Origin of the sequence: Pseudomonas oleovorans subsp. oleovorans (assembly GCF_002197815.1) — a bacterium.
In the GTDB taxonomy this organism is placed as follows: Bacteria; Pseudomonadota; Gammaproteobacteria; order Pseudomonadales; family Pseudomonadaceae; genus Aquipseudomonas; species Aquipseudomonas oleovorans.
In genome coordinates, this window is sequence record NZ_NIUB01000014.1 from 25,403 (window position 1) to 43,635 (window position 18,233).

21 protein-coding genes and 3 pseudogenes are annotated in these 18,233 nt (G+C 63.2%); 13 read left to right on the forward strand and 11 right to left on the reverse strand.

The window, feature by feature from the left end:
* Positions 1-59: 59 nt before the first annotated feature.
* A complete protein-coding gene (locus PSOLE_RS10390; protein ID WP_039965075.1) occupies positions 60-536 on the forward strand; it encodes a GNAT family N-acetyltransferase in 477 nt (158 codons plus the stop codon).
* 261 nt (positions 537-797) lie between these two features.
* Here the strand turns inward: PSOLE_RS10390 and PSOLE_RS10395 are convergent, their stop codons facing one another.
* Both PSOLE_RS10395 and PSOLE_RS10400 read right to left on the reverse strand, forming a co-directional pair.
* Positions 798-1,076, reverse strand: a complete 279-nt coding sequence (locus PSOLE_RS10395; protein WP_004425044.1) for a YdcH family protein — start codon at positions 1,074-1,076, stop codon at positions 798-800.
* Positions 1,077-1,144: 68 nt separating this feature from the next.
* A complete protein-coding gene (locus tag PSOLE_RS10400) occupies positions 1,145-1,393 on the reverse strand; it encodes a YdcH family protein (RefSeq protein WP_004425048.1) in 249 nt (82 codons plus the stop codon).
* A 240-nt stretch (positions 1,394-1,633) separates the two neighbouring features.
* Between PSOLE_RS10400 and PSOLE_RS10405 the strand changes: the two genes are divergently transcribed.
* Positions 1,634-2,659 carry a CNNM domain-containing protein gene (locus PSOLE_RS10405; RefSeq protein WP_074856099.1) on the forward strand — a complete coding sequence of 342 codons (1,026 nt, stop codon included), beginning with the start codon at positions 1,634-1,636 and terminating at the stop codon, positions 2,657-2,659.
* On the opposite strand, the gene PSOLE_RS10410 is transcribed toward PSOLE_RS10405, so the two are convergent.
* The gene (locus tag PSOLE_RS10410; protein ID WP_074856101.1) at positions 2,660-3,436 is read right to left on the reverse strand and encodes a ferredoxin--NADP reductase; all 777 of its coding nucleotides are present in this window, start codon (positions 3,434-3,436) and stop codon (positions 2,660-2,662) included.
* Positions 3,437-3,678: 242 nt separating this feature from the next.
* On the opposite strand from PSOLE_RS10410, the gene PSOLE_RS10415 reads away from it, so the two are divergent.
* From PSOLE_RS10415 to PSOLE_RS10425, 3 genes are all read left to right on the forward strand, one after another.
* Complete coding sequence (locus PSOLE_RS10415) at positions 3,679-4,803, forward strand: methyltransferase (RefSeq protein WP_074856103.1); 1,125 nt, start codon at positions 3,679-3,681, stop codon at positions 4,801-4,803.
* A gap of 69 nt (positions 4,804-4,872) precedes the next feature.
* Entirely contained in the window at positions 4,873-5,130 is a 258-nt protein-coding gene (locus PSOLE_RS10420; RefSeq protein WP_074856106.1) for a type II toxin-antitoxin system Phd/YefM family antitoxin, read from the forward strand.
* Positions 5,118-5,414 (forward strand): type II toxin-antitoxin system RelE/ParE family toxin, encoded by a 297-nt coding sequence (locus PSOLE_RS10425; RefSeq protein WP_074856108.1) that lies wholly within the window; start codon positions 5,118-5,120, stop codon positions 5,412-5,414. Before PSOLE_RS10420 ends, PSOLE_RS10425 begins: the two co-directional genes overlap by 13 nt.
* A gap of 3 nt (positions 5,415-5,417) precedes the next feature.
* On the opposite strand, the pseudogene PSOLE_RS10430 reads toward PSOLE_RS10425, so the two are convergent.
* From PSOLE_RS10430 to PSOLE_RS10450, 6 genes and pseudogenes are all read right to left on the reverse strand, one after another.
* A pseudogene (locus tag PSOLE_RS10430) lies at positions 5,418-6,735 on the reverse strand (TldD/PmbA family protein).
* Positions 6,735-7,103 (reverse strand): annotated as a pseudogene (locus tag PSOLE_RS24655) (metallopeptidase TldD-related protein); the annotation flags it as partial. The pseudogenes PSOLE_RS24655 and PSOLE_RS10430, both read right to left, overlap by 1 nt.
* Positions 7,058-7,489, reverse strand: a complete 432-nt coding sequence (locus PSOLE_RS24660; protein ID WP_244597248.1) for a hypothetical protein — start codon at positions 7,487-7,489, stop codon at positions 7,058-7,060. The gene PSOLE_RS24660 and the pseudogene PSOLE_RS24655, both read right to left, overlap by 46 nt.
* 70 nt (positions 7,490-7,559) lie before the next feature.
* Positions 7,560-7,706: a DUF2474 domain-containing protein gene (locus tag PSOLE_RS10440; RefSeq protein WP_074856111.1), complete on the reverse strand. Its 147-nt coding sequence runs from the start codon at positions 7,704-7,706 to the stop codon at positions 7,560-7,562.
* A gap of 196 nt (positions 7,707-7,902) precedes the next feature.
* On the reverse strand, positions 7,903-8,910 hold the full coding sequence (cydB, locus tag PSOLE_RS10445; protein ID WP_074856113.1) for a cytochrome d ubiquinol oxidase subunit II: 1,008 nt from the start codon (positions 8,908-8,910) through the stop codon (positions 7,903-7,905).
* 2 nt (positions 8,911-8,912) lie between these two features.
* Positions 8,913-10,352: a cytochrome ubiquinol oxidase subunit I gene (locus tag PSOLE_RS10450; protein ID WP_074856115.1), complete on the reverse strand. Its 1,440-nt coding sequence runs from the start codon at positions 10,350-10,352 to the stop codon at positions 8,913-8,915.
* Between the two features lie 467 nt (positions 10,353-10,819).
* On the opposite strand from PSOLE_RS10450, the gene PSOLE_RS10455 reads away from it, so the two are divergent.
* The 8 genes and pseudogenes from PSOLE_RS10455 to PSOLE_RS10485 all read left to right on the forward strand — a co-directional run bounded on the left by PSOLE_RS10455 (position 10,820) and on the right by PSOLE_RS10485 (position 15,307).
* Positions 10,820-11,125 carry a nucleotide pyrophosphohydrolase gene (locus PSOLE_RS10455; RefSeq protein ID WP_074856117.1) on the forward strand — a complete coding sequence of 102 codons (306 nt, stop codon included), beginning with the start codon at positions 10,820-10,822 and terminating at the stop codon, positions 11,123-11,125.
* Positions 11,122-11,871: a methyltransferase domain-containing protein gene (locus tag PSOLE_RS10460; protein WP_074856119.1), complete on the forward strand. Its 750-nt coding sequence runs from the start codon at positions 11,122-11,124 to the stop codon at positions 11,869-11,871. The genes PSOLE_RS10455 and PSOLE_RS10460 overlap by 4 nt, the downstream gene beginning before the upstream one ends.
* Positions 11,872-11,958: 87 nt before the next feature.
* On the forward strand, positions 11,959-12,540 hold the full coding sequence (locus tag PSOLE_RS10465) for a DUF4136 domain-containing protein (RefSeq protein WP_074856120.1): 582 nt from the start codon (positions 11,959-11,961) through the stop codon (positions 12,538-12,540).
* Between the two features lie 21 nt (positions 12,541-12,561).
* Positions 12,562-13,116: a DUF4136 domain-containing protein gene (locus PSOLE_RS10470; protein WP_074856122.1), complete on the forward strand. Its 555-nt coding sequence runs from the start codon at positions 12,562-12,564 to the stop codon at positions 13,114-13,116.
* Between the two features lie 16 nt (positions 13,117-13,132).
* A pseudogene (locus PSOLE_RS25140) lies at positions 13,133-13,330 on the forward strand (GNAT family N-acetyltransferase); the annotation flags it as partial.
* A gap of 188 nt (positions 13,331-13,518) precedes the next feature.
* Positions 13,519-13,968 carry a DMT family transporter gene (locus tag PSOLE_RS10480; RefSeq protein WP_004425087.1) on the forward strand — a complete coding sequence of 150 codons (450 nt, stop codon included), beginning with the start codon at positions 13,519-13,521 and terminating at the stop codon, positions 13,966-13,968.
* 212 nt (positions 13,969-14,180) lie between these two features.
* A complete protein-coding gene (locus PSOLE_RS24665) occupies positions 14,181-14,480 on the forward strand; it encodes a hypothetical protein (protein WP_244597247.1) in 300 nt (99 codons plus the stop codon).
* A complete protein-coding gene (locus tag PSOLE_RS10485) occupies positions 14,477-15,307 on the forward strand; it encodes a GGDEF domain-containing protein (RefSeq protein WP_244597246.1) in 831 nt (276 codons plus the stop codon). Before PSOLE_RS24665 ends, PSOLE_RS10485 begins: the two co-directional genes overlap by 4 nt.
* 162 nt (positions 15,308-15,469) lie before the next feature.
* Here PSOLE_RS10485 and pbpC read toward each other — a convergent pair whose 3' ends face one another.
* Together pbpC and PSOLE_RS10495 are read right to left on the reverse strand one after the other, a co-directional pair.
* Positions 15,470-17,791, reverse strand: a complete 2,322-nt coding sequence (gene pbpC, locus PSOLE_RS10490) for a peptidoglycan glycosyltransferase PbpC (RefSeq protein ID WP_074856124.1) — start codon at positions 17,789-17,791, stop codon at positions 15,470-15,472.
* A gap of 81 nt (positions 17,792-17,872) precedes the next feature.
* Entirely contained in the window at positions 17,873-18,217 is a 345-nt protein-coding gene (locus PSOLE_RS10495; RefSeq protein WP_004425093.1) for an endonuclease domain-containing protein, read from the reverse strand.
* Positions 18,218-18,233: the final 16 nt, after the last annotated feature.

Sequence of the window (18,233 nt, forward strand, 5' to 3'; positions counted from 1 at the left end):
ACGATACCGAACAACTGGATAAATTTACAGATCACAGCCACTCTGCCCGGAATGCCCATATGCAGATCCAACTGCTCCCCACCAGCGCCGAACAGCTGCCGCTACTGGCCAACCTCTACCAGTTCTACGCCTACGAAAGCTCGGACTGGGAGCAGGAAGACGTGGAGACGGACGGTCGCTTCTACATCCACCACCCCCACCTGCAGCGCTATTGGCAGGAGCCGGGCTGGAGCGCGCAACTGATACTGGTCGACGCCTTCATTGCCGGTTTCCTGCTGATCGAACAGAGCGAGTTACCCGGTCTTGATGTGCCGGAGTTCGCCGATCTGTTCATCCTGAAAAAGTATCGTCGCCAAGGCATCGGTCGCGCCCTGGTACAGCAGGTAATGGGCGATGGCAGGCCCTGGCTGCTGCGTTTCTACCGCCAGGATGAGTTGGCCTGCGCGTTCTGGCAGCAGCTGTTGAGCGAATGGCCCAGACCGGCGCGCGAAGTGTGGACGGAAGAAGAGGCGGACGGGCTAATGCTGATCAGATAAGTTCGTCACCACCCCCTCCTACTTGCAGTAGAGGGGCGTTTTTCGTAGGAGCCAGCTTGCTGGCGATGCTTTTTATGGCGGATCGCCGGCAAGCCGGCTCCTACAAAGATCGAGTGCAACGGCTTAACTGACTGGCATTAGGCGGACGGGCTGCTCACTTATCTGATCAACCCGCCCGTACATTGAAAACGTCTGATCGCAGGGGCCCACTTGTGGGCGATCAGCCTTTCACCAACACGCCGGCAAACCGGCTTCTACGACTCAGCCCTTGCAGCCATTGCCACAACCGCAGCACTGCCCCGCAGCGCGTTTGAGCTGGCGCGCCAGCTCGTCCTTCATTGCCACGCGGTTGAGTTTCAACGCGCTGAGGGCGACGTCATCGAGCAACTCGATACCGTCCTCGATACGGCAGATGCGCTTGTCCAGTGCTTCGTATTCTTCGGCCAGGCGCGAGAACTGTTCATCGCTCTGGCGCAGGCGCTGCAGTTCGTTGCGCAGTTCGGGGAAATCATGAACCAGCGGATGATGGTCGACGTGCATGGTGGAGCCTCTGACAGGAAAGATGGCTCCAGCCTAGCGTCACAGACACCCCGCTCACTTGATCAGGATCAAGCACTGCCCGCCTTGCGCAACAGTTCGGCGATCTCGTCCTTGAGCGCCACCCGCTGCAACTTCAGGCCCTGCAGGATCAGATCATCCGCAGCCTCACGCCCCGCCTCGATGGCGTAGATACGCCTGTCCAGTGCTTCATAGTCACTGGCCAAACGTGGAAAGTGCGGGTCGCTGTGCAGCAACGTGCGCAAGGCATCGTGCTGCTGCGGAAACTCTCGACTAAGCGGATGATGTTCGAGCGGCATGGAGGATTCTCCGGAAAGGGTTTCCTTAGGGTCTGTTGCCGTTTCGACGCGAGCCGCGTTGCTGCGCGAAACGGCAACAGACCCTAGCCTAGTCGAAGCTGCGCCGAATGCTGCAGCGCAAGGAGTTACAAGCCCTTGCGTACCTGCGCAGCCCTCTGAAACAAAATGTTGCAGCCTTGCTGCAATATCACCTGTCCTTTTGCGTTAATTTTATCGGCCGTTCGTCACTAGCCCACCTACATGACACTCCTGATAGCGTTCGCTGTCCTCTCCATCCTGGTTTCGTTCATCTGCTCCATCCTCGAAGCCGCCCTGCTTTCCCTCACGCCCAGTTACATCGCACAGCAGAAGGCCGACAAACCGCAGCTGTACGAAAGGCTGAAAGAGCTCAAAGACAAGATCGACCAGCCGCTGGCGGCCATCCTGACCCTCAACACCGTGGCACACACCGTTGGCGCGACCGGCGTTGGTGCGCAGGTGGCAATCGTCTTCGGCGACGGTTACCTGGGTATCGCCTCGGCGGTCATGACCCTGCTGATCCTGGTGCTTTCGGAAATTCTGCCGAAGACCATCGGTGCCCGTTACTGGCGCGTCCTGGCGCCCGTTCTGCCGGGCATGCTGCGGGCGATGATCCTGCTGCTCAAGCCGTTCATCGTGCTCTCCGATCTGATCATGCGCCTGTTCGGCGGCAAGGAGCCGGAACATGATATTCGCCAGGAAATCAAGGCACTGACCCTGCTCGGCCGCGAAGTGGGCAAGCTCGACGAAGACGAACATCGAGTGATCAGCAACATCCTCGACCTGCACGAGATTCGCCTGCGCGACATCATGACGCCGCGCATCGTCTGTGAGTCCGCCGCGCCGGATGAGTCCATAGCCGCGTTCAAGGCCCGCGCCCGCGAAAGCCAATTCTCTCGCTACCCGGTGATCGGCGAGGACGAGTCGCCGCTGGGCGTGGTGTTCCGCTATGACGCCCTGGCGGCCGAGAACGATGCCGAGCCAATCACCCGCATCATGAAGCCGCTCAAGGTCGTGCCGGAAAGCATGAACGTGGAGAACCTGATGACCCTGATGATGCAGGAACATCAGCATATGTGCCTGGTGTACGACGAGTTCGGTAGCTGGCGCGGCCTGGTGACCCTGGAGGACATCATGGAAACCATCATCGGCAAACCAATTCTCGACGAGACCGACGACATTCCCAATATGCGCCGCTTCGCCAAGCGCCGCTGGGAGCACCGCATCAAGGCCATCCGCGAGGACTGATCACCAGTAGTTCTCCACCGCCACCTGGCCCGGCCTGCGGGTCAGGCTCAGGTTGAGGCCGCGCGCTTTCAGACGCTGGCGAATGTCATCGATCATCTGCGGGTTGCCGCAGATCATCACCCGAGAATGCTCGGGCGTCAGTTCCAGCCCGGCAGCGCGCTCCAGCTCGCCGCTGTCGAGCAGGTCGGTGATCCGCGCATGCAGGCAGCCCGGCGCCTGTTCACGGGTAACCACCGGCAAATAGGTGAGCTTGTGCGCGAACTCGGCCAAATGCTCCAGTTCAGCGAAGCTTCTGATCAGCGGCTGATAGGCCAGCTCGGCGCTGGTGCGCGCGCTGTACACCAGCACGATGCGCGCGAAGCGCTGCCACACCTCGAAGTCCTGCAGGATCGACAAAAATGGCGCGATGCCAGTGCCGCTGCCCAACAGCCACAGATCGCGGCCATCGACGAAGCGATCCAGGGTCAGGTAGCCGGTGGCCATCTTCTCCACCAGCAGGCTGTCGCCAACCCGCAGGCGGCTCAACTCGCTGGTAAATTCGCCGCCCGGCACCACGATGGAGAAGAACTCGAGAAACTCGTCATGTGGCGCGGACACCAGCGAATAGGCGCGCCAAACCACAGTGCCATCGGTTTTCTCCACGCCCAGGCGCACGAACTGCCCGGCGCGGAAACGAAAGCCCGGGTCACGGGTAGTGCGCAGGGTGAACAGACTCTGCGTCAAGCTGCGTACCTCGAGCAGCGTCTGACGGGTGAACTTGTCTTCGCTGACGGTCATAATCGCCCCTTCAGGCACCTCCAAACACTATCTGCGTTGTCATGACTGCGTTAAAAACAAGCTCGTGCGCGAGTCCGATCAAAATGCTCATTTACAGCTCGTAAAGTCGAGCGCGACTCCGACCGTTTTTAGCTTGTTTTTGCCTTGTGCTGACTGTCTCGCCTACGTGTTTAGAGGCACCTCTTCATTGAATACCTGTCCAGTCTGGCGCAATCGGCCAGCGACAAACACCGAAGGTTTGCATGCCTACTCTCGAAACTCCCTTCGCCAGCCTAGAACTGCAGCGTCAACCGCACCAGGCGAACGAGCCGCTCCAAGCCTTCGACGCCGCCGACGAATACCTGCTCCATCATCTTCATGAGCATGGCATCGCACCAAGCAGCCGGGGGCTGCTGCTCAACGACAGCTTCGGCGCCCTCGCCTGCTCGCTGGCCGGACGCTGCCATGTGACCAGCAGCGGTGACTCGCACCTAGGCTTTCTCGCCTTGCAGAAGAACCTCGCCAGCAATGGCCTGAGTGGCGATACGGTGACCTTTCTGCCGAGCTGCGAAACGCCGCAAGGGCCGTTCGACTGGATACTGATCCGCGTGCCGAAGACCCTGGCGTTGCTCGAGGAACAACTGATCCGTCTGCACGGCCAGTTGGCACCGAATGCTCGTGTGGTGGCTGGGGCAATGATCAAACACCTGCCGCGCGCCGCCGGTGATCTGCTGGAGCAATACATAGGCCCGGTGCAAGCCTCGCTAGCCGTGAAGAAAGCCCGGCTGCTCGTAGCCACGCCTGAAACCAAGGCGGCGCCGCACTCGCCCTACCCCACTCGCTACCACCTGGATAAACCGGCGCTGGAGTTGATCAACCACGCCAATGTGTTCTGCCGCGACGGCCTGGATATCGGTACACGCGCCTTTCTTCCGCATCTGCCGCGCCACCTCGGCCGCGTCCGCGTCGCCGATCTAGGCTGTGGTAACGGCGTACTCGGCATCGCCTATGCCCTGGGCAGCCCACAAGCGGAACTGACGCTGGTGGACGAGTCGTACATGGCCGTGCAATCGGCGCAGGAAAACTGGCGCGCGGCACTCGGTGAGCGACCGGTGACCATACGCGCTGGCGATGGCCTGGCCGAACAACCGGCCGATTCGCTGGATCTGGTGCTGTGCAACCCGCCCTTCCACCAGCAGCAGGTGGTCGGTGATTTTCTCGCCTGGCGCATGTTCCAGCAAGCCCGCGCGGCGCTGGTCGCTGGCGGTGAACTGTGGATCGTCGGCAACCGCCACCTGGGCTACCACGCCAAGCTGGGGCGCCTGTTCCGTGGCGTCGAGCAGGTGGCGGCCAATCCGAAATTCGTGGTGCTCAAGGCGAGAAAGTGACCCGTTGATTGTAACGGCCGAAAAGTATCACTAAAGTGGCACTTTCATCTGCGCAGCGGGCTGCCGTCCATGAAAGTCGAGTTGGTCACCAACCTGAAGCGACAGGCCACCAAGATTCTGGCCGACCTTCACGAGTCCAAAGAACCTGTACTGATCACCGAGCATGGAATGCCTTCGGCTTATCTGGTGGATGTCGATGACTACCAGTTCATGCAGAGGCGTCTTGCCCTTCTGGATGCCCTGGCTCGCGGAGAACGTGCCGTAATCGAGGGCAACACCCAGAACCATGAGCAGGCCAAGGAACGGCTGAGCAAATGGCTGAAATAGTCTGGACGAACACCGCCCTCGAGCAGCTCGACGATCTCGCGCACTACATCGCCCTCGACAAACCGGACGCCGCGCGAGCGCTGGTCAGGAGGGCCGTTGAAACGGTTTCACGGTTAGCAGACTTTCCCCTGTCGGGCCGCGTTCCGGATGAGCTTCCACACTCGGTGTACCGCGAAATCGTCATCCCACCCTGCCGAATTTTCTACCGCTATACAGACACAACGGTTTTCATCATCCACATCATGCGAGAGGAGCGCGTGCTGCGCGCCCACATGCTCGAATGAGCGTCATAACGTCAGGGTAAAGCGCGACAGCAATGCGCCCGGCAAGGCCATCGAGCCCGTCTGCCTGGCCGCCGTAGGTGCCGCCTGGCAGCAGCTCGGGTTCGCGGGTCAGAGCCTCGAGTTGCGGGCCGAGAAAATCGAACAGCGAATCATCGAAACGCATGGTATTGACCGGTGCCTGGATCTGCCCGTCCTCGACCCAGAAGGTGGCGAAGCGGGTCATGCCGGTCAGGCGTGCCGCGGGCAGGTCGGAGAAATTGCCGTACCACAGGTTGCCGATATACAGCCCGGTGCCGAGCCGTTGCAGCACATGCTGCTCATCCAGTTCACCGCCATGCATGTGCAAGGACAACGGGTATTCGCCGCTGCACGCGCCATTGGCGATCAGTCCATATTCCGCGGCACTGCGTGAGCTGACCAGGCGCTCACCAGCTCGCCCCTGGCTGATCAGGCGCAACGGCTGGCGTGGCCCTTCGGAGGTGAAAGCCGGCGCCAGGCCACCCTCGATGCGTTCGTCGATCGTCACCAACGGGCTGAGTTCGGCCTTGCCATTGAACAGACGCTGCAAGGGACTACCGCCCGACGCCAGCGCCTGGGCGCCGAAGCCCCAGCAACACAGGCTGATCAGCTCTTCCAGCGCCGCAGGCGCCAGATAGGCGCGATAGGCCCCTGGCTGCAGCGCCTTGGCCGGGCGCCCGAGAAACCCCAGTTGCTGTCGCGCGCCATCGAGCTTGCGAGCGAACGCCTGGGCGTCCCATCGCTCGCCGGCATAGGCGCTTTTCACGGCCTGGCCGTTGCCGTGAAAGAGGCTGAATTCGAAGTTGAAACTGCTCGCGGCATACCAGCCGAAGGCGCCCCAGGAACTGGCGAAGCCCTGATACTGCGGCCCCACGGCCAGAAAGCCGACCAGATCCAGGCCCGTGGCCGCCGCAACGATCTGCTGCGCCATGGCCGCGCTATCCAGCCGCACCGCTTCGCCCGCCAACTCGCTGCGCCAGGCGTCGCGGTTCACGCGCAGATAAGGGTCATCACTCAAGGTTGGCAGCACGCCACGCAGGCGCTGCACTATCTGCTGCAGGCGCAGCAAATCCTCATCGAGCACGCCACTGAGCGCCAGTTTGCTTTCGGCATGGCGCTGGCCCTGGTACAGCGACAGGGTGACGTAGACCTGCTGCACATCGCCTGCCTGGCGCACCTGGCCCTGGTTGAAACGGATAAAGCTGGACACCTCGGCGCCGTAGGCCAGGGTGAAACCCTCCTCGCCCACGACCTGTGCCTGCAGGTGCTCCAGCAACGCGCTGAAATGTTGACGTGCATCCATCAGGCGGCCCCTCCAAAAACGTCGATATCGGCGAATACACAGGCCGGCGAGGCATGCCCGACGCGGATCACCTGATTGGGTTCGCCCTTGCCGCAATAGGGCGTGCCCATCACCTCGAAGGTGCTGGCATCGCCGACCGCCTTGAGGTTGCGCCAGAAGCCCGAGCTGATGCCGCGATAATTGGGATTCTTCACCACGCCCTTGAGTTCGCCGTTTTCGATCAACTGGCCCCACTCGCAGCCGAACTGAAATTTGTTGCGCGCATCGTCGATTGACCAGGAGCGGTTGTTGCTCATCAGGATGCCGCGCTCGATGCCGCCGATCAGCTCGGCCTGGCTCTTGTCACCCGGTTCCAGATTGAGATCAGCGCCGACTCCGCCATCAGCAGCTCGAACCAGTGGGCGGCGCCCGCCAGCTGCTGCTGGTAACCCGGCATCACATCGTCGCTTTGCTCAGTCGGGTACGACAGGCTGGCGAGATCCAGCAGGTTATGCCCGACCAGAGCACGGGCCATCAGCTCGGCACGCTCCAGCGCGGCCTGCAAACCGCCCTGACTGAGCCGCATAGGCTTCGACACCGGCGATACGCACGGTGAGCATGGCGCCGGCATCGTCGACGAAGGACGGCGCCTGCGCCACACGCCGGCGTACCAGTAGGATTCCCGGCTTTCCTGCACATGGCGCAGCGACCAGAAGTCAGCTGTGGTTTTCAGTGCGGCGAAGCGGCGCTGCAGGGTATCGCTGTGGGCGAACATCGGGCCTCCTTGGCTAGCGACGAAAGGAGGCCAGCATGGGAACAAGCACGCGCCGGGATCAACCGCGGCCTCAGCCCGGCGTCCCCAAACCCGCCGCGCTCATGAACTGGCGCAACAGCCAGGCCACGATGCCCAGCGCTGTGACGCTGCAGGCCCAGATCAGCACCAGCCAACCCAGACGCTGCCACAGCGGTTTCTTCCCTTCGGTTTCGGTCATGACCGTCTCCTAAGAACCTGATTCAAAGCCTCGCGAGCTAGAGCCATGCAAGGCGCAACGTTGGTAACAGCCTCCGGCTGGTCAAAGCAGGCGAGAACCGGTCGGAGTCGCGTTCGACTGTACAAGTGGTACATGAGCAGGCCGAGCCTGCTTTTAACGCCGCAGGGCCGACGCGCAGCAGGCTTTGGACAGGTTCTCAGTGATAGCCGTCATCCACCGTCACCTTGCCTCTAAACACGTAATAGCTCCAGGCGGTGTACATGAGAATGAAGGGGATGATGAACAGCGCGCCCACCAGCATGAAGCCCTGGCTCTGCGGCGGCGCGGCGGAGTCCCAGATGCTGATCGACGGCGGGATGACGTTCGGCCACAGGCTGATGCCCAGGCCGCTGTAACCGAGGAAGATCAACGCCAGGGTGAGCAGGAACGGCGAGTAGTTACGGTTGTTGGCCACCGAACGCAGCAGTGCGTATGTGCACAGCAGCACCAGCACGGGCACCGGCATGAACCAGAACAGGTTCGGCAGGCTGAACCAACGCTCGGCGATCGCCGGGTGCTCGAACGGCGTCCACAGACTGACGATGCCGGTCACCGCCAGCACCACGAACACCAGCGGGCGCGCCATGTCATGCATCTGCTGTTGCAGGCGACCTTCGGTTTTCATGATCAGCCAGGTGCAGCCAAGCAGCGCATAGGCAACGATCAGCGCCAGGCCGCAGAACACCGAGAACGGTGTCAGCCAGTCGAACGCACCGCCGGCGAAACTGCGATTGACCACCTCGAAACCGTCGATATAGGCACCTAGTGCCACGCCTTGGAAGAAGGTGGCAGTCAGCGAGCCGCCGATGAAGGCCTTATCCCACAGATGGCGCTTGGCGGCCTTGGCCTTGAAGCGGAACTCGAAAGCCACCCCCCGGAAGATCAGCCCCAGCAGCATCAGGATCAGCGGCAGGTACAGCGCATCCAGCACCACCGCGTAGGCCAGCGGGAAGGCGCCGAACAGCGCCGCTCCGCCGAGTACCAGCCAGGTTTCGTTGCCGTCCCAGACCGGCGCCACGGTATTCATCATCACATCGCGCTCGCCGTCGTCACGGACGAAGGGAAAGAGGATGCCGATGCCCAGATCGAAACCATCCATCACCACATACATCATCACACCGAAGGCGATGATCACCGCCCAGATCAGCGGAAGGTCGATACCCATGTTCAGTTCCTCTGCGGCAAGGTGTCGGTTTCGCCATCGTCCAGGCCTTCTTCGGCAGCCGACAACGGCCGTGCCGGCGTACGCGGCTGACCAGGGCCACCGGACGACACTTCCTTGCCCTCATCGAGCTTCGGCCCCTTGCGCACCAGACGCAGCATGTAGCCGATGCCCGCACCGAACAGGACGAAATAGACCACCACGAACAGCACCAGGGTGATGCCCAACTGCGTCGCGCTGTGCCCGGACGAAGCATCGGCGGTGCGCATCAGGCCATGGATGATCCACGGCTGGCGGCCGATCTCGGTGGTGTACCAGCCGGCGAGGATGGCGATGATCCCGCTCGGCCCCATCCACACCGCCAGGTGCAGGAACGGCCGACAGGTGTACAGGCGGTCGCCGCGGCGCAGCCAGGTGCCCCACAGGCCGACGAAGATCATCATCAGGCCCATGGCAACCATGATGCGGAAAGTCCAGAAGACGATGGTGGAGTTAGCGCGGTCTTCCGGCGGGAAGTCCTTCAGCGCCGGCACCTGCTTGTCCAGGCTGTGGGTCAGGATCAGGCTGCCGAGCGCGGGGATTTCCACCTTGAAGCGGGTTTCCTCGCGCTCCATATCCGGCCAGCCGAAGAGGATCAGCGGGGTCGGCTCGTCGCCGACGTTCTCCCAGTGGCCCTCGATGGCGGCAATCTTCGCCGGCTGATACTTGAGCGTGTTGAGGCCGTGCAGGTCACCGATGAAGGCCTGCACCGGCGCCACCAGCAGGGCCATCCACAGTGCCATCGAGAGCATCTTGCGGATCGCCGGGTTGTCACGCCCGCGCAGCAGGTGCCAGGCCGCCGAGGCGCCAACGAAGAAGGCGGTGGCGAGGAACGCCGCCGTAGCCATATGCGCCAGGCGATAGGGGAACGACGGGTTGAACACCACGGCGAACCAGTCCACCGGAATCACCCGCCCGTCGATGATCTCGAACCCCTGCGGCGTGTGCATCCAGCTATTGGAGGCGAGAATCCAGAAAGTCGAGATCAGCGTGCCGATGGCCACCATCACCGTGGAGAAGAAGTGCAGGCCCGGCCCGACGCGATTCCAGCCGAACAGCATGACGCCGAGGAAGCCCGCTTCGAGGAAGAACGCGGTGAGCACCTCGTAGGTCAGCAGCGGCCCGGTGACCGCCCCGGCAAAATCGGAGAATGCGCTCCAGTTGGTGCCGAACTGGTAGGCCATGACCAGACCGGAGACCACGCCCATGCCGAAGTTGACCGCGAAGATCTTCGACCAGAAGTGGTAGAGATCGCGGTATAGCGTATTGCCGGTCTTCAGCCACAGACCTTCGAGCACCGCCAGATAACTGGCCAGGCCAATGGTGATGGCCGGGAAGACGATGTGGAAGGAAATGGTGAAGGCAAACTGGATTCGGGCGAGATCAAGCGCCTCTAGACCGAACATGTGGTGTCCTCATTCAGGGTTATCTTGGCCCCGGCACGCAAAGCCGAGCCACAGACTCCAGGTGTTGGAGTCACACGAGCTGAAATTGTTCTTATGACATACAGTGCAGCCGAACGTCTGCCAGATGAAGCCCGACGTGCAGTATTGATTTGAATCAATTTTGCAATGAAAGACTAGCGGCTAAAGGCGCAACAGGCGCTGTGGTGATTTGCCGCGCGACAGGCCACCACCGCACGGCTCCGACGAGCAATTGCTGAAGAGGCGTTGCAGCAGACGCCGCCTGCTCAGGCATGCCGGTCATTTGAGCCTCGGTGAGCGAGCGCATGGGCGACATGTCGTCGCTCGGATCAGGCATGGCGTCTGTTGTCATTCGTCAACGACGCCCATCCGAAGGACAGGCCAATCAGCTCCTGCTTGCAGCGCACAACGTTCGCGCCGAAGCTATGCGGCTCGAACGGAGCCACACCATGAACCTCGCTGAACTCACCGCCCGCATGCACGCCATTCGCGATCACAACGATTGGCGCCGTTACCAGAGCCCGAAGAACCTGGCCATGGCCGCCAGCGTGGAAATGGCCGAGCTGGTGGAGATCTTCCAGTGGCTGAGCGAAGAGCAGTCGCGCCAGCTGTCTGCCGACCAGCTCGCCCACGCTGGGCAGGAAGTAGCCGACGTGGTGCTCTATCTGCTGCAACTGTGCAATGAACTGGGCCTCGACATGAACCAGGCGGTGCTAGACAAGCTCGCCGACAACGAACGGCGCTTCCTCAAATGAGCGACCGCCACTTCGACGAACTCGCCACCCGTTTCGCCGAAAAGATCTATGGCGGCGCCAAGGGTGCCATCCGCCTCGCCGCGCTGCAGGCCGACCTCGCTGAAGCGCTGCCGGACCGCCCACTGCGCGTGCTGGATGTCGGTGCAGGGCTTGGCCACATGAGCCTGTGGCTGGCCCAGCGTGGTCACCAGGTCACCCTGGCCGAGCCGGCCGAGCCCATGCTCGAAGGTGCGCGCCAGCGCTTCGCCGAAGCCGGCCAGAGTGCCACGTTCATCCAGGCGCCCTGGCAGGAACTGCTCGGCCAGCTGCAAGAGCCCTTCGATCTGGTGCTGTGCCACGCCGTGCTGGAGTGGCTGGCCGAGCCGGCGGCCATCCTGCCAGTGCTGCACCAGCTGACGGCCAAGAACGGTTGGTTGTCGCTGGCCTTCTACAACAAGGACGCGCTGATCTACCGCAACCTGCTCAAGGGGCATTTTCGCAAACTGCGCAAGGAACACTTCGCCGGCGAGAAACAGAGCCTGACGCCACAGCAACCGGTCGACCCGCGCGAGCTGGCCACGCAACTCGCCGCCGACTGGCAGGTCGAAAGCCGTAGCGGCGTACGCGTTTTCCACGATTACATGCCGCAGCAATTCCAGGCCAAGGCCAAGCTGATCGACCTGCTGGAAATGGAACTGGCGCACCGCCGCCACCCCAGCTTCGAGGGGCTCGGCCGCTACCTGCACTGGATCTGCCGACCACGCTGAAGTCGCGGCGCACGTGTTGGACGAAGCCGACAGTCCGGCGTAGCCTGAAAGCCATCGGGGATGTCGCGCGCGACCACGGAGACAACCATGCGCACCGCCATAGCCATACTCATCCTGCCGCTGCTGGCCGCCTGCCAGAGCCAGAACCCGTACCAGGCCGAATCACTGCCGATGCCGCCGGCACCGCCTGGTGCAGCGACGACCTTCGATCGCAGCGCCTATCCAGCGGCGCCACGTGATTACGGCCGCTACCGCAGCTGGAGCTGGCTGGATGACCGTGTGCCTGGCGGCGATCAGCTGGCCGACAGCGTCAGCGCCGGCCTCGACCAGTACGGCCTGCGTCCGGCACTCAATGGTCCCGGCGACGTGCTGGTCAACGCCCGTATCAGCCAGGAAACCCGACTACGCCAGTATCAGGACAATGTCGGTGGCTACTACGGCACCGGCAGCCACTGGGACCGCCGCTACGGTGCCTACGGTAACGTCCCTATCGTGCGCACCTATGAACAGAAAGTAGCGGTAGTGCGCATCGAACTGATCGACCCAAGCGACCGCCAGGTGGTCTGGTCAGGCAGCGGCGAAGCCCTGGCCGGCAAGGACCAGGCGGCGCAGGCCGACGCCATACGCGCAGCCATCCGCAGCGCGCTGGACGGCTATCCCCCTTATTGATCGACTGCCCAGGAAAGCATCATGCGTAACCTGTCCTACCTGATCCTGGCCCTGCTGCTGAGTGGCTGCGCCAGCGTCAGCCTGGAGCGCGACTTCGACCCCAGCCGCGACTTCGGCGCCTACCGCAGTTGGAGCTGGATGGACGCCAGACTCACCTACCAGCCCGACGACGCCCGCCTGAAAAGCGACATCACCGAGGCGCGCATCAGCCAGGCCGTCGCCGAGCAGCTCGAGCAACGCGGCCTGCGCCAAGCAGCTGACGGCAAGGGCGACCTGAAAGTGCAGAGCGTGCTGATCGTCGACGAGCGTCAGGATCAGATCACCACCCAGTACGGTGGTGGCTGGGGTGGTTATTGGGGTGGCTACTGGGGCGGCCCGGCCTTCACCGAAACTCGCCGCGTGGACTACCAGGTCGCGACCCTGCAGATCGACCTGTACGACGCCAAGGACGGCAAACTGGTATGGCGCGGCAGCGGTGAGCAGGTGATGCGCAGCCAACCGCCGACACCGGCCGAACGCGAACGAGCGATCCGCGAAACCGTCACCCAGGTGCTCTCGCAGTATCCACCGCGCTGAACAAGGATCACCCGGCTTGAACGCATACCTGCAACACCGCCCGGCCACGGCCACCGACCTCGGCGACGTGGTCGGCTTCCCGCAGAACATCGATGAACTGTTCTTCTGCTACCCTAAGGCCATCTGGCCGCTCAACGTCGGCCAGCTCGCCGCCGCCATCGCCGAGCGGCACGAAAGCACCGTGGTGGAACTGGATGGGAAAGTCGCCGGTTTCGCAATTTCTACCAATAGCAACACGGCGAGTAACGCTGGCGGCCTGCTGCTCTACACCCGTCTCGACTAGCAGACCGTCGGCATCGTCGAACGCCGTGCCCCGGACGGCAGCCGCGTGGTACTGGTGCAACTGGAAAAAGCCCTGCCGTAACGCCTGGCCCCATACTCCCTTCCTTACTGGAGTTACCCATGAACCATATCAGTGGCTGGCTACTGGCCCTGCCCTTTCTCGCCGGCGCGGTGCTGCCACTGCAGGCCGGCATCAACGGCCAACTCGCCCGCCAGCTGTCCAGCGTCTTCGCCGCGGCACTGATCTCCTTCGCCGTCGGCAGCCTGGCGTTGTTACTGATGACCCTGAGCCAGCGCGAGATGCCCGGGCTTGGTGCACTCAAGGCGCTGACCTGGTGGCACTGGAGCGGTGGCCTGCTCGGCGCCTTCTTCATCGCCACCGCCGCCTTCGCCGGGCCACGCGTGGGTGCACTGCTGTTCATGGTGCTGGTGATCGCCGGGCAGTTGGTCATGGCCATCACCCTCGATCATTTCGGCTGGGCAGGCTTTCGTGAATCGCCGATCACCTTCAGCAAGTTGGCAGGCCTGCTGTTGATCATCGCCGGTATCTGGATGATTCGGCGCGGCTGACGGGTGGCGGCAAGTACTGGCAAATCGACATCCTCGCGTTCACGAAAAGGCGCTATGCTCTGGCAAGCAGTTTCTGTGATCACAAAGCTCCTGGAGAAGGTTCTGACGTCGCCTGCGACGGCCCGGAGGTGGCTGCCAGCGGTGGCAGGCCGAAAGAGATGACCGACGCCGAAGTGCCGCGCCAACCCAATACCTTCGCCCTGTGACGTGAAGTGGATGACACCCGCATCCGCACGCGCCTGGGAGGTTTCTTCTACGCCCTCGCCTGGCTGCTGACCTGGGTATTCAGTGCGGCACCGGGCAGCCTGATGGTCAGCGGCGTGCTGGGCTGTACGGTGTTCGTCGTACTCCTGGCTGCGCGCCTGCTGCACCGCCCCGATGGCCTCGACAGCCCTGAACAGTTGCAGTGCTGGCTGGATCGTCACTGGGGTCTGATCCTCCTGACTTCGTTGTGCTGGGGCCAGGCCCATGCGCTGGGGTATACAGCGACGCCTACAATGACTCGGAAATGATCGCCACCCTGGCCACGGTGGCCTTCGCCACGGCAATGACCTTCAACTTCGCCATGCGCCGTGGCCGCGCCCTGCTGGCACTGGCCCTGCTGGCACTGGCCCTGCTCTATCTGCCGGGCCTGGCGGTGATGGCGCTGAATTGGCAGCAGAAGCATGCGATGCTGATCACCCTGACCTTCTACCTCGGCTATCTGATTCTGGTGCTGGGGCGCAATCACCTTGAATACCGCGCCACTCTCGATCTGGAGCTGAAGCTGAAGCTGCTGGAGCAGCAGAGTCAGCTCGATCTGCCCAGCCGCACCGACAGCCTGACCCAACTGGGCAACCGCTATCAGTTCAACAACCTGCTCCCCAGCCAGGTGGCCAATGCGGTACGCCAGGGCGAGCCGCTGTCACTGGTGCTGATGGATATCGACTTCTTCAAGAAGGTCAACGACGAACACGGCCACGCCGGTGGCGATGCCTGCCTGAGCGCCTTCGCCGAACGCATGCGCAAGGTGTTTCGCCGTGATGGCGACGCACTGCTACGCCTGGGTGGCGAGGCGTTCGGCGTACTGCTGCCGGGCACCACCCTGGCCCAGGCGTGTGATCTGGCCGAGCACTTTCGCCAGGAACTGGCAACGGAAGGCCTGCTGCTGGCCGGCCAGCGCCTGGAACTGACCACCAGCCTGGGCGTCGGCTGTTTCAGCAGCAGTCATGACGGCGACGCCGATGCCTTCTTCAAGCGCGTCGACGGTGCGCTCTACCGAGCCAAACGCGAGAGCCAACTGCCACTGAATACTGCGTTGCCAGAGGCGCATGGAGGCTTCTCCCGGTTGTTATTTTGAGCCCAACGAGAAACTGGATACAAAAATGTACACAAATTGCAAATCGGTTACCGTCAGATTTCATATCGGCGGCTCACGACCAGGCTTCATTCACTACAGGCGGCATTATTTTCAGGGCTCAGGCCAGAGCGGTCGGCGCCCGCACACCGCCAGCGCGTCGCGTCACGGCCCGATGCTGAATTCCAGACGAGCGATCTGGCCACCCTCGTCGAGTACGCTCAGTTGATGCCTGCCGCTGTCGAAGGCATGGTTGAAGGGCGCACCCAGCGCAGTGTCACCCAGCGGTCGGCCATCGAGGAACCACCAGCGCCGGCCACTTCCCCCCAGCGCCGAAAGGCTGAGCCGCAGTGGCTCATGATTGCCTTGCGGGCGACGCAGACGATCACCATCGCGCACGCCGACGATGGACAGCGGCGCCACCTGGCTGCTGCGCGGTGGCGGGCAACTCGGATCGACGCTCGGTAAACGTGCCGTGCGCTGCTCACGGCGTGGCAGCCAGGGTTCCAATGGCGCCGGCCACAAGGCCAGTTCACGCGCCTCGGCCCCGGCACAACCTGGGCCAACGCGACGCCCATCGGCATTGAGCCAATAACGCTCGCGCAGACCACTACCCAATGGCTGATCGGCTGCCAGCAACGTGGGGGGCGTGGTGCCTTCCAGCGTCCAGGCGAAGCGCAGGCGCCGACAGTTGGGATCGTCCTTGCTCATCGGCTGCCCCAACGGCCAGCAGATGGCGGCCACGCCGACCTCGGCCGGCTGCCGGTCGGCCGGCGCAGCGATGCCGCGCTGGCTGTCGCGATTGACCAGCAGATCATGCACTTGCAGCAACAGCGGCGCGGCCGAGGCCAGACCGAACTGGCCCGGCACCGGGGTGCCGTCCGGGCGGCCGATCCAGATACCGATCAGATGACGCGGGCCAACGCCGATAGCCCAGGCATCGCGAAAGCCGTAGCTGGTGCCGGTCTTCCAGGCCAGGGTCGGGCGCTGCGCCAGGTAGGCGCGCGGGTCACGATCAGGACGCGCCTGACCGCTGAGAATACGGCGGATGATCCAGGCCGAACCGGGCGACAGCAGACGCCGCTCGCGCAATTCATCGCCTGGTTGCAGACGCGGCTTGGCCGCCATGCCACCGCGCGCGAAGGCGCTGTAGCCGGTCACCAGCGACTCCAGGCGCGAGCCGCCGCCCCCCAGAATCAGCGCCAGGTTCGGCTCGGCCAGCGCAGGAAGACGAATCGGCACGCCGGCACTGCGCAGCTCGCCGGCAAAGCGTTTCGGCCCGTAGGCTTCGAGCAACTGCACGGCGGGCAGGTTGAGCGAGGTGGCCAGCGCTTCGCTGGCCGACACCGGGCCGATGAAGCCGGCGGCGAAGTTGCCGGGGCGGTAGTCGCCGTAATGCCGCGGCACGTCCTGCAGCAGCGATTCGGAATGGATCAAGCCAGCATCCAGGGCCATGCCGTAGAGGAAGGGTTTCAGCGTCGAACCGGGCGAGCGCAGGGCGCGGACCATGTCGACATGGCCGAAGCGCGAGGTGTCAGCGATATCCACCGAGCCGAGGTAGGCGCGCACGGCCATGCTTTCGTGCTCCACCACCAGGATCGCTGCCGAGGTGCGCTCCGGCAGGCGCGCGCGCCAGCCCAGCAGCAGATCCTCCAGGCGCAGCTGCAAGCCGGCATCGAGGGTGGTGCGGATTAGCGGCGGGCTGCCGGCACGGTTCAGGCGACGCGCCAGCAAGGGCGCCAGGCTTGGCTCACGGCGCGGCGCGAGAAACACCGGTTCTTCCAGCGCTTCATCCACCTGGGCCTGCGGCCATACCTTAAATTCGCCCAGGCGCCGCAGCACCTTGTCACGTGCGGCCTGGGCGCGCTCGGGATGGCGGTCCGGACGCAAGCGGCTGGGCGCCTGCGGCAGTACCGCGAGCAACGCGGCGTCGGCACGGGACAGTTGGCTTGGAGGTTTGCCCAGGTAACTCCAGCTCGCCGCCGCGACACCCTCCAGGGTGCCGCCGAAGGGCGCGCGATTCAGATACAGGGTGAGGATTTCATCCTTGGACAGGTGCCACTCCAGCTGCGCGGTGCGCCACAGCTGCTTGAGCTTGCCCGGCAGATTGCGCCCGTGCGGATCGAGCAGCCGCGCCACCTGCATCGACAGCGTACTGCCGCCGGACACCACGCGCCCGCCAGTGAGGTTCTGCCAGGCCGCACGGCCCAGCGCCAGCGGGTTGATGCCGGGGTGCTGGCGGAACCAGCGGTCCTCGTAGGTCAGCAGGGCTTCGAGGTAATAGGGTGAAACTGCGTCCGGCGTCACCGGATAACGCCATACACCGTCGTGGTCGGCAAAACGCCACAGCGGCGTACCGTCCTCGGCCAGCACCACGCGCGCCAGATCGTCCTCGGGCAGGGGCAGTGGGAAGAGGTGGTCGGCCAGCCAGAGCAGGGCCAGGGGGAGCAGGAGGATATGGAGCCAGAGGCGAGTTAGGCGGGGCATGCAAAACCCTCTCCCCCAACCCCTCTCCCATAAATGGGAGAGGGGAGCAGATCAACGTTATGCCAAGGCTCGCGGCGATGCTCATAGGCCATCTTGCTCGCCGATTTCAAGACGAATCTGTTCAAGTACCGCCTTCGTTTCAGCCAGTACCTGATGATTCCAGAAGCGCAGCACACGATAGCCTCGAGTCTCCAGATAACGCTCACGTTGTTGATCGTATTCCGTCTGCAACTGATGCTGCCCACCGTCCAGCTCGATGACGAGCCAACGTTCAGTGCAGATGAAATCGACGATATAGGGGCCAATGGGTTTCTGCCGTTTGAACTTCAGGCCTAGGAAGCGGTGAGCACGCAGGTAATACCAGAGCCGTTGCTCGGCATCAGTCATCTCATGACGAAGGCGCTTGGCGTTGTCGAGTAGTGTCATGGTTCCTCCTTGAACC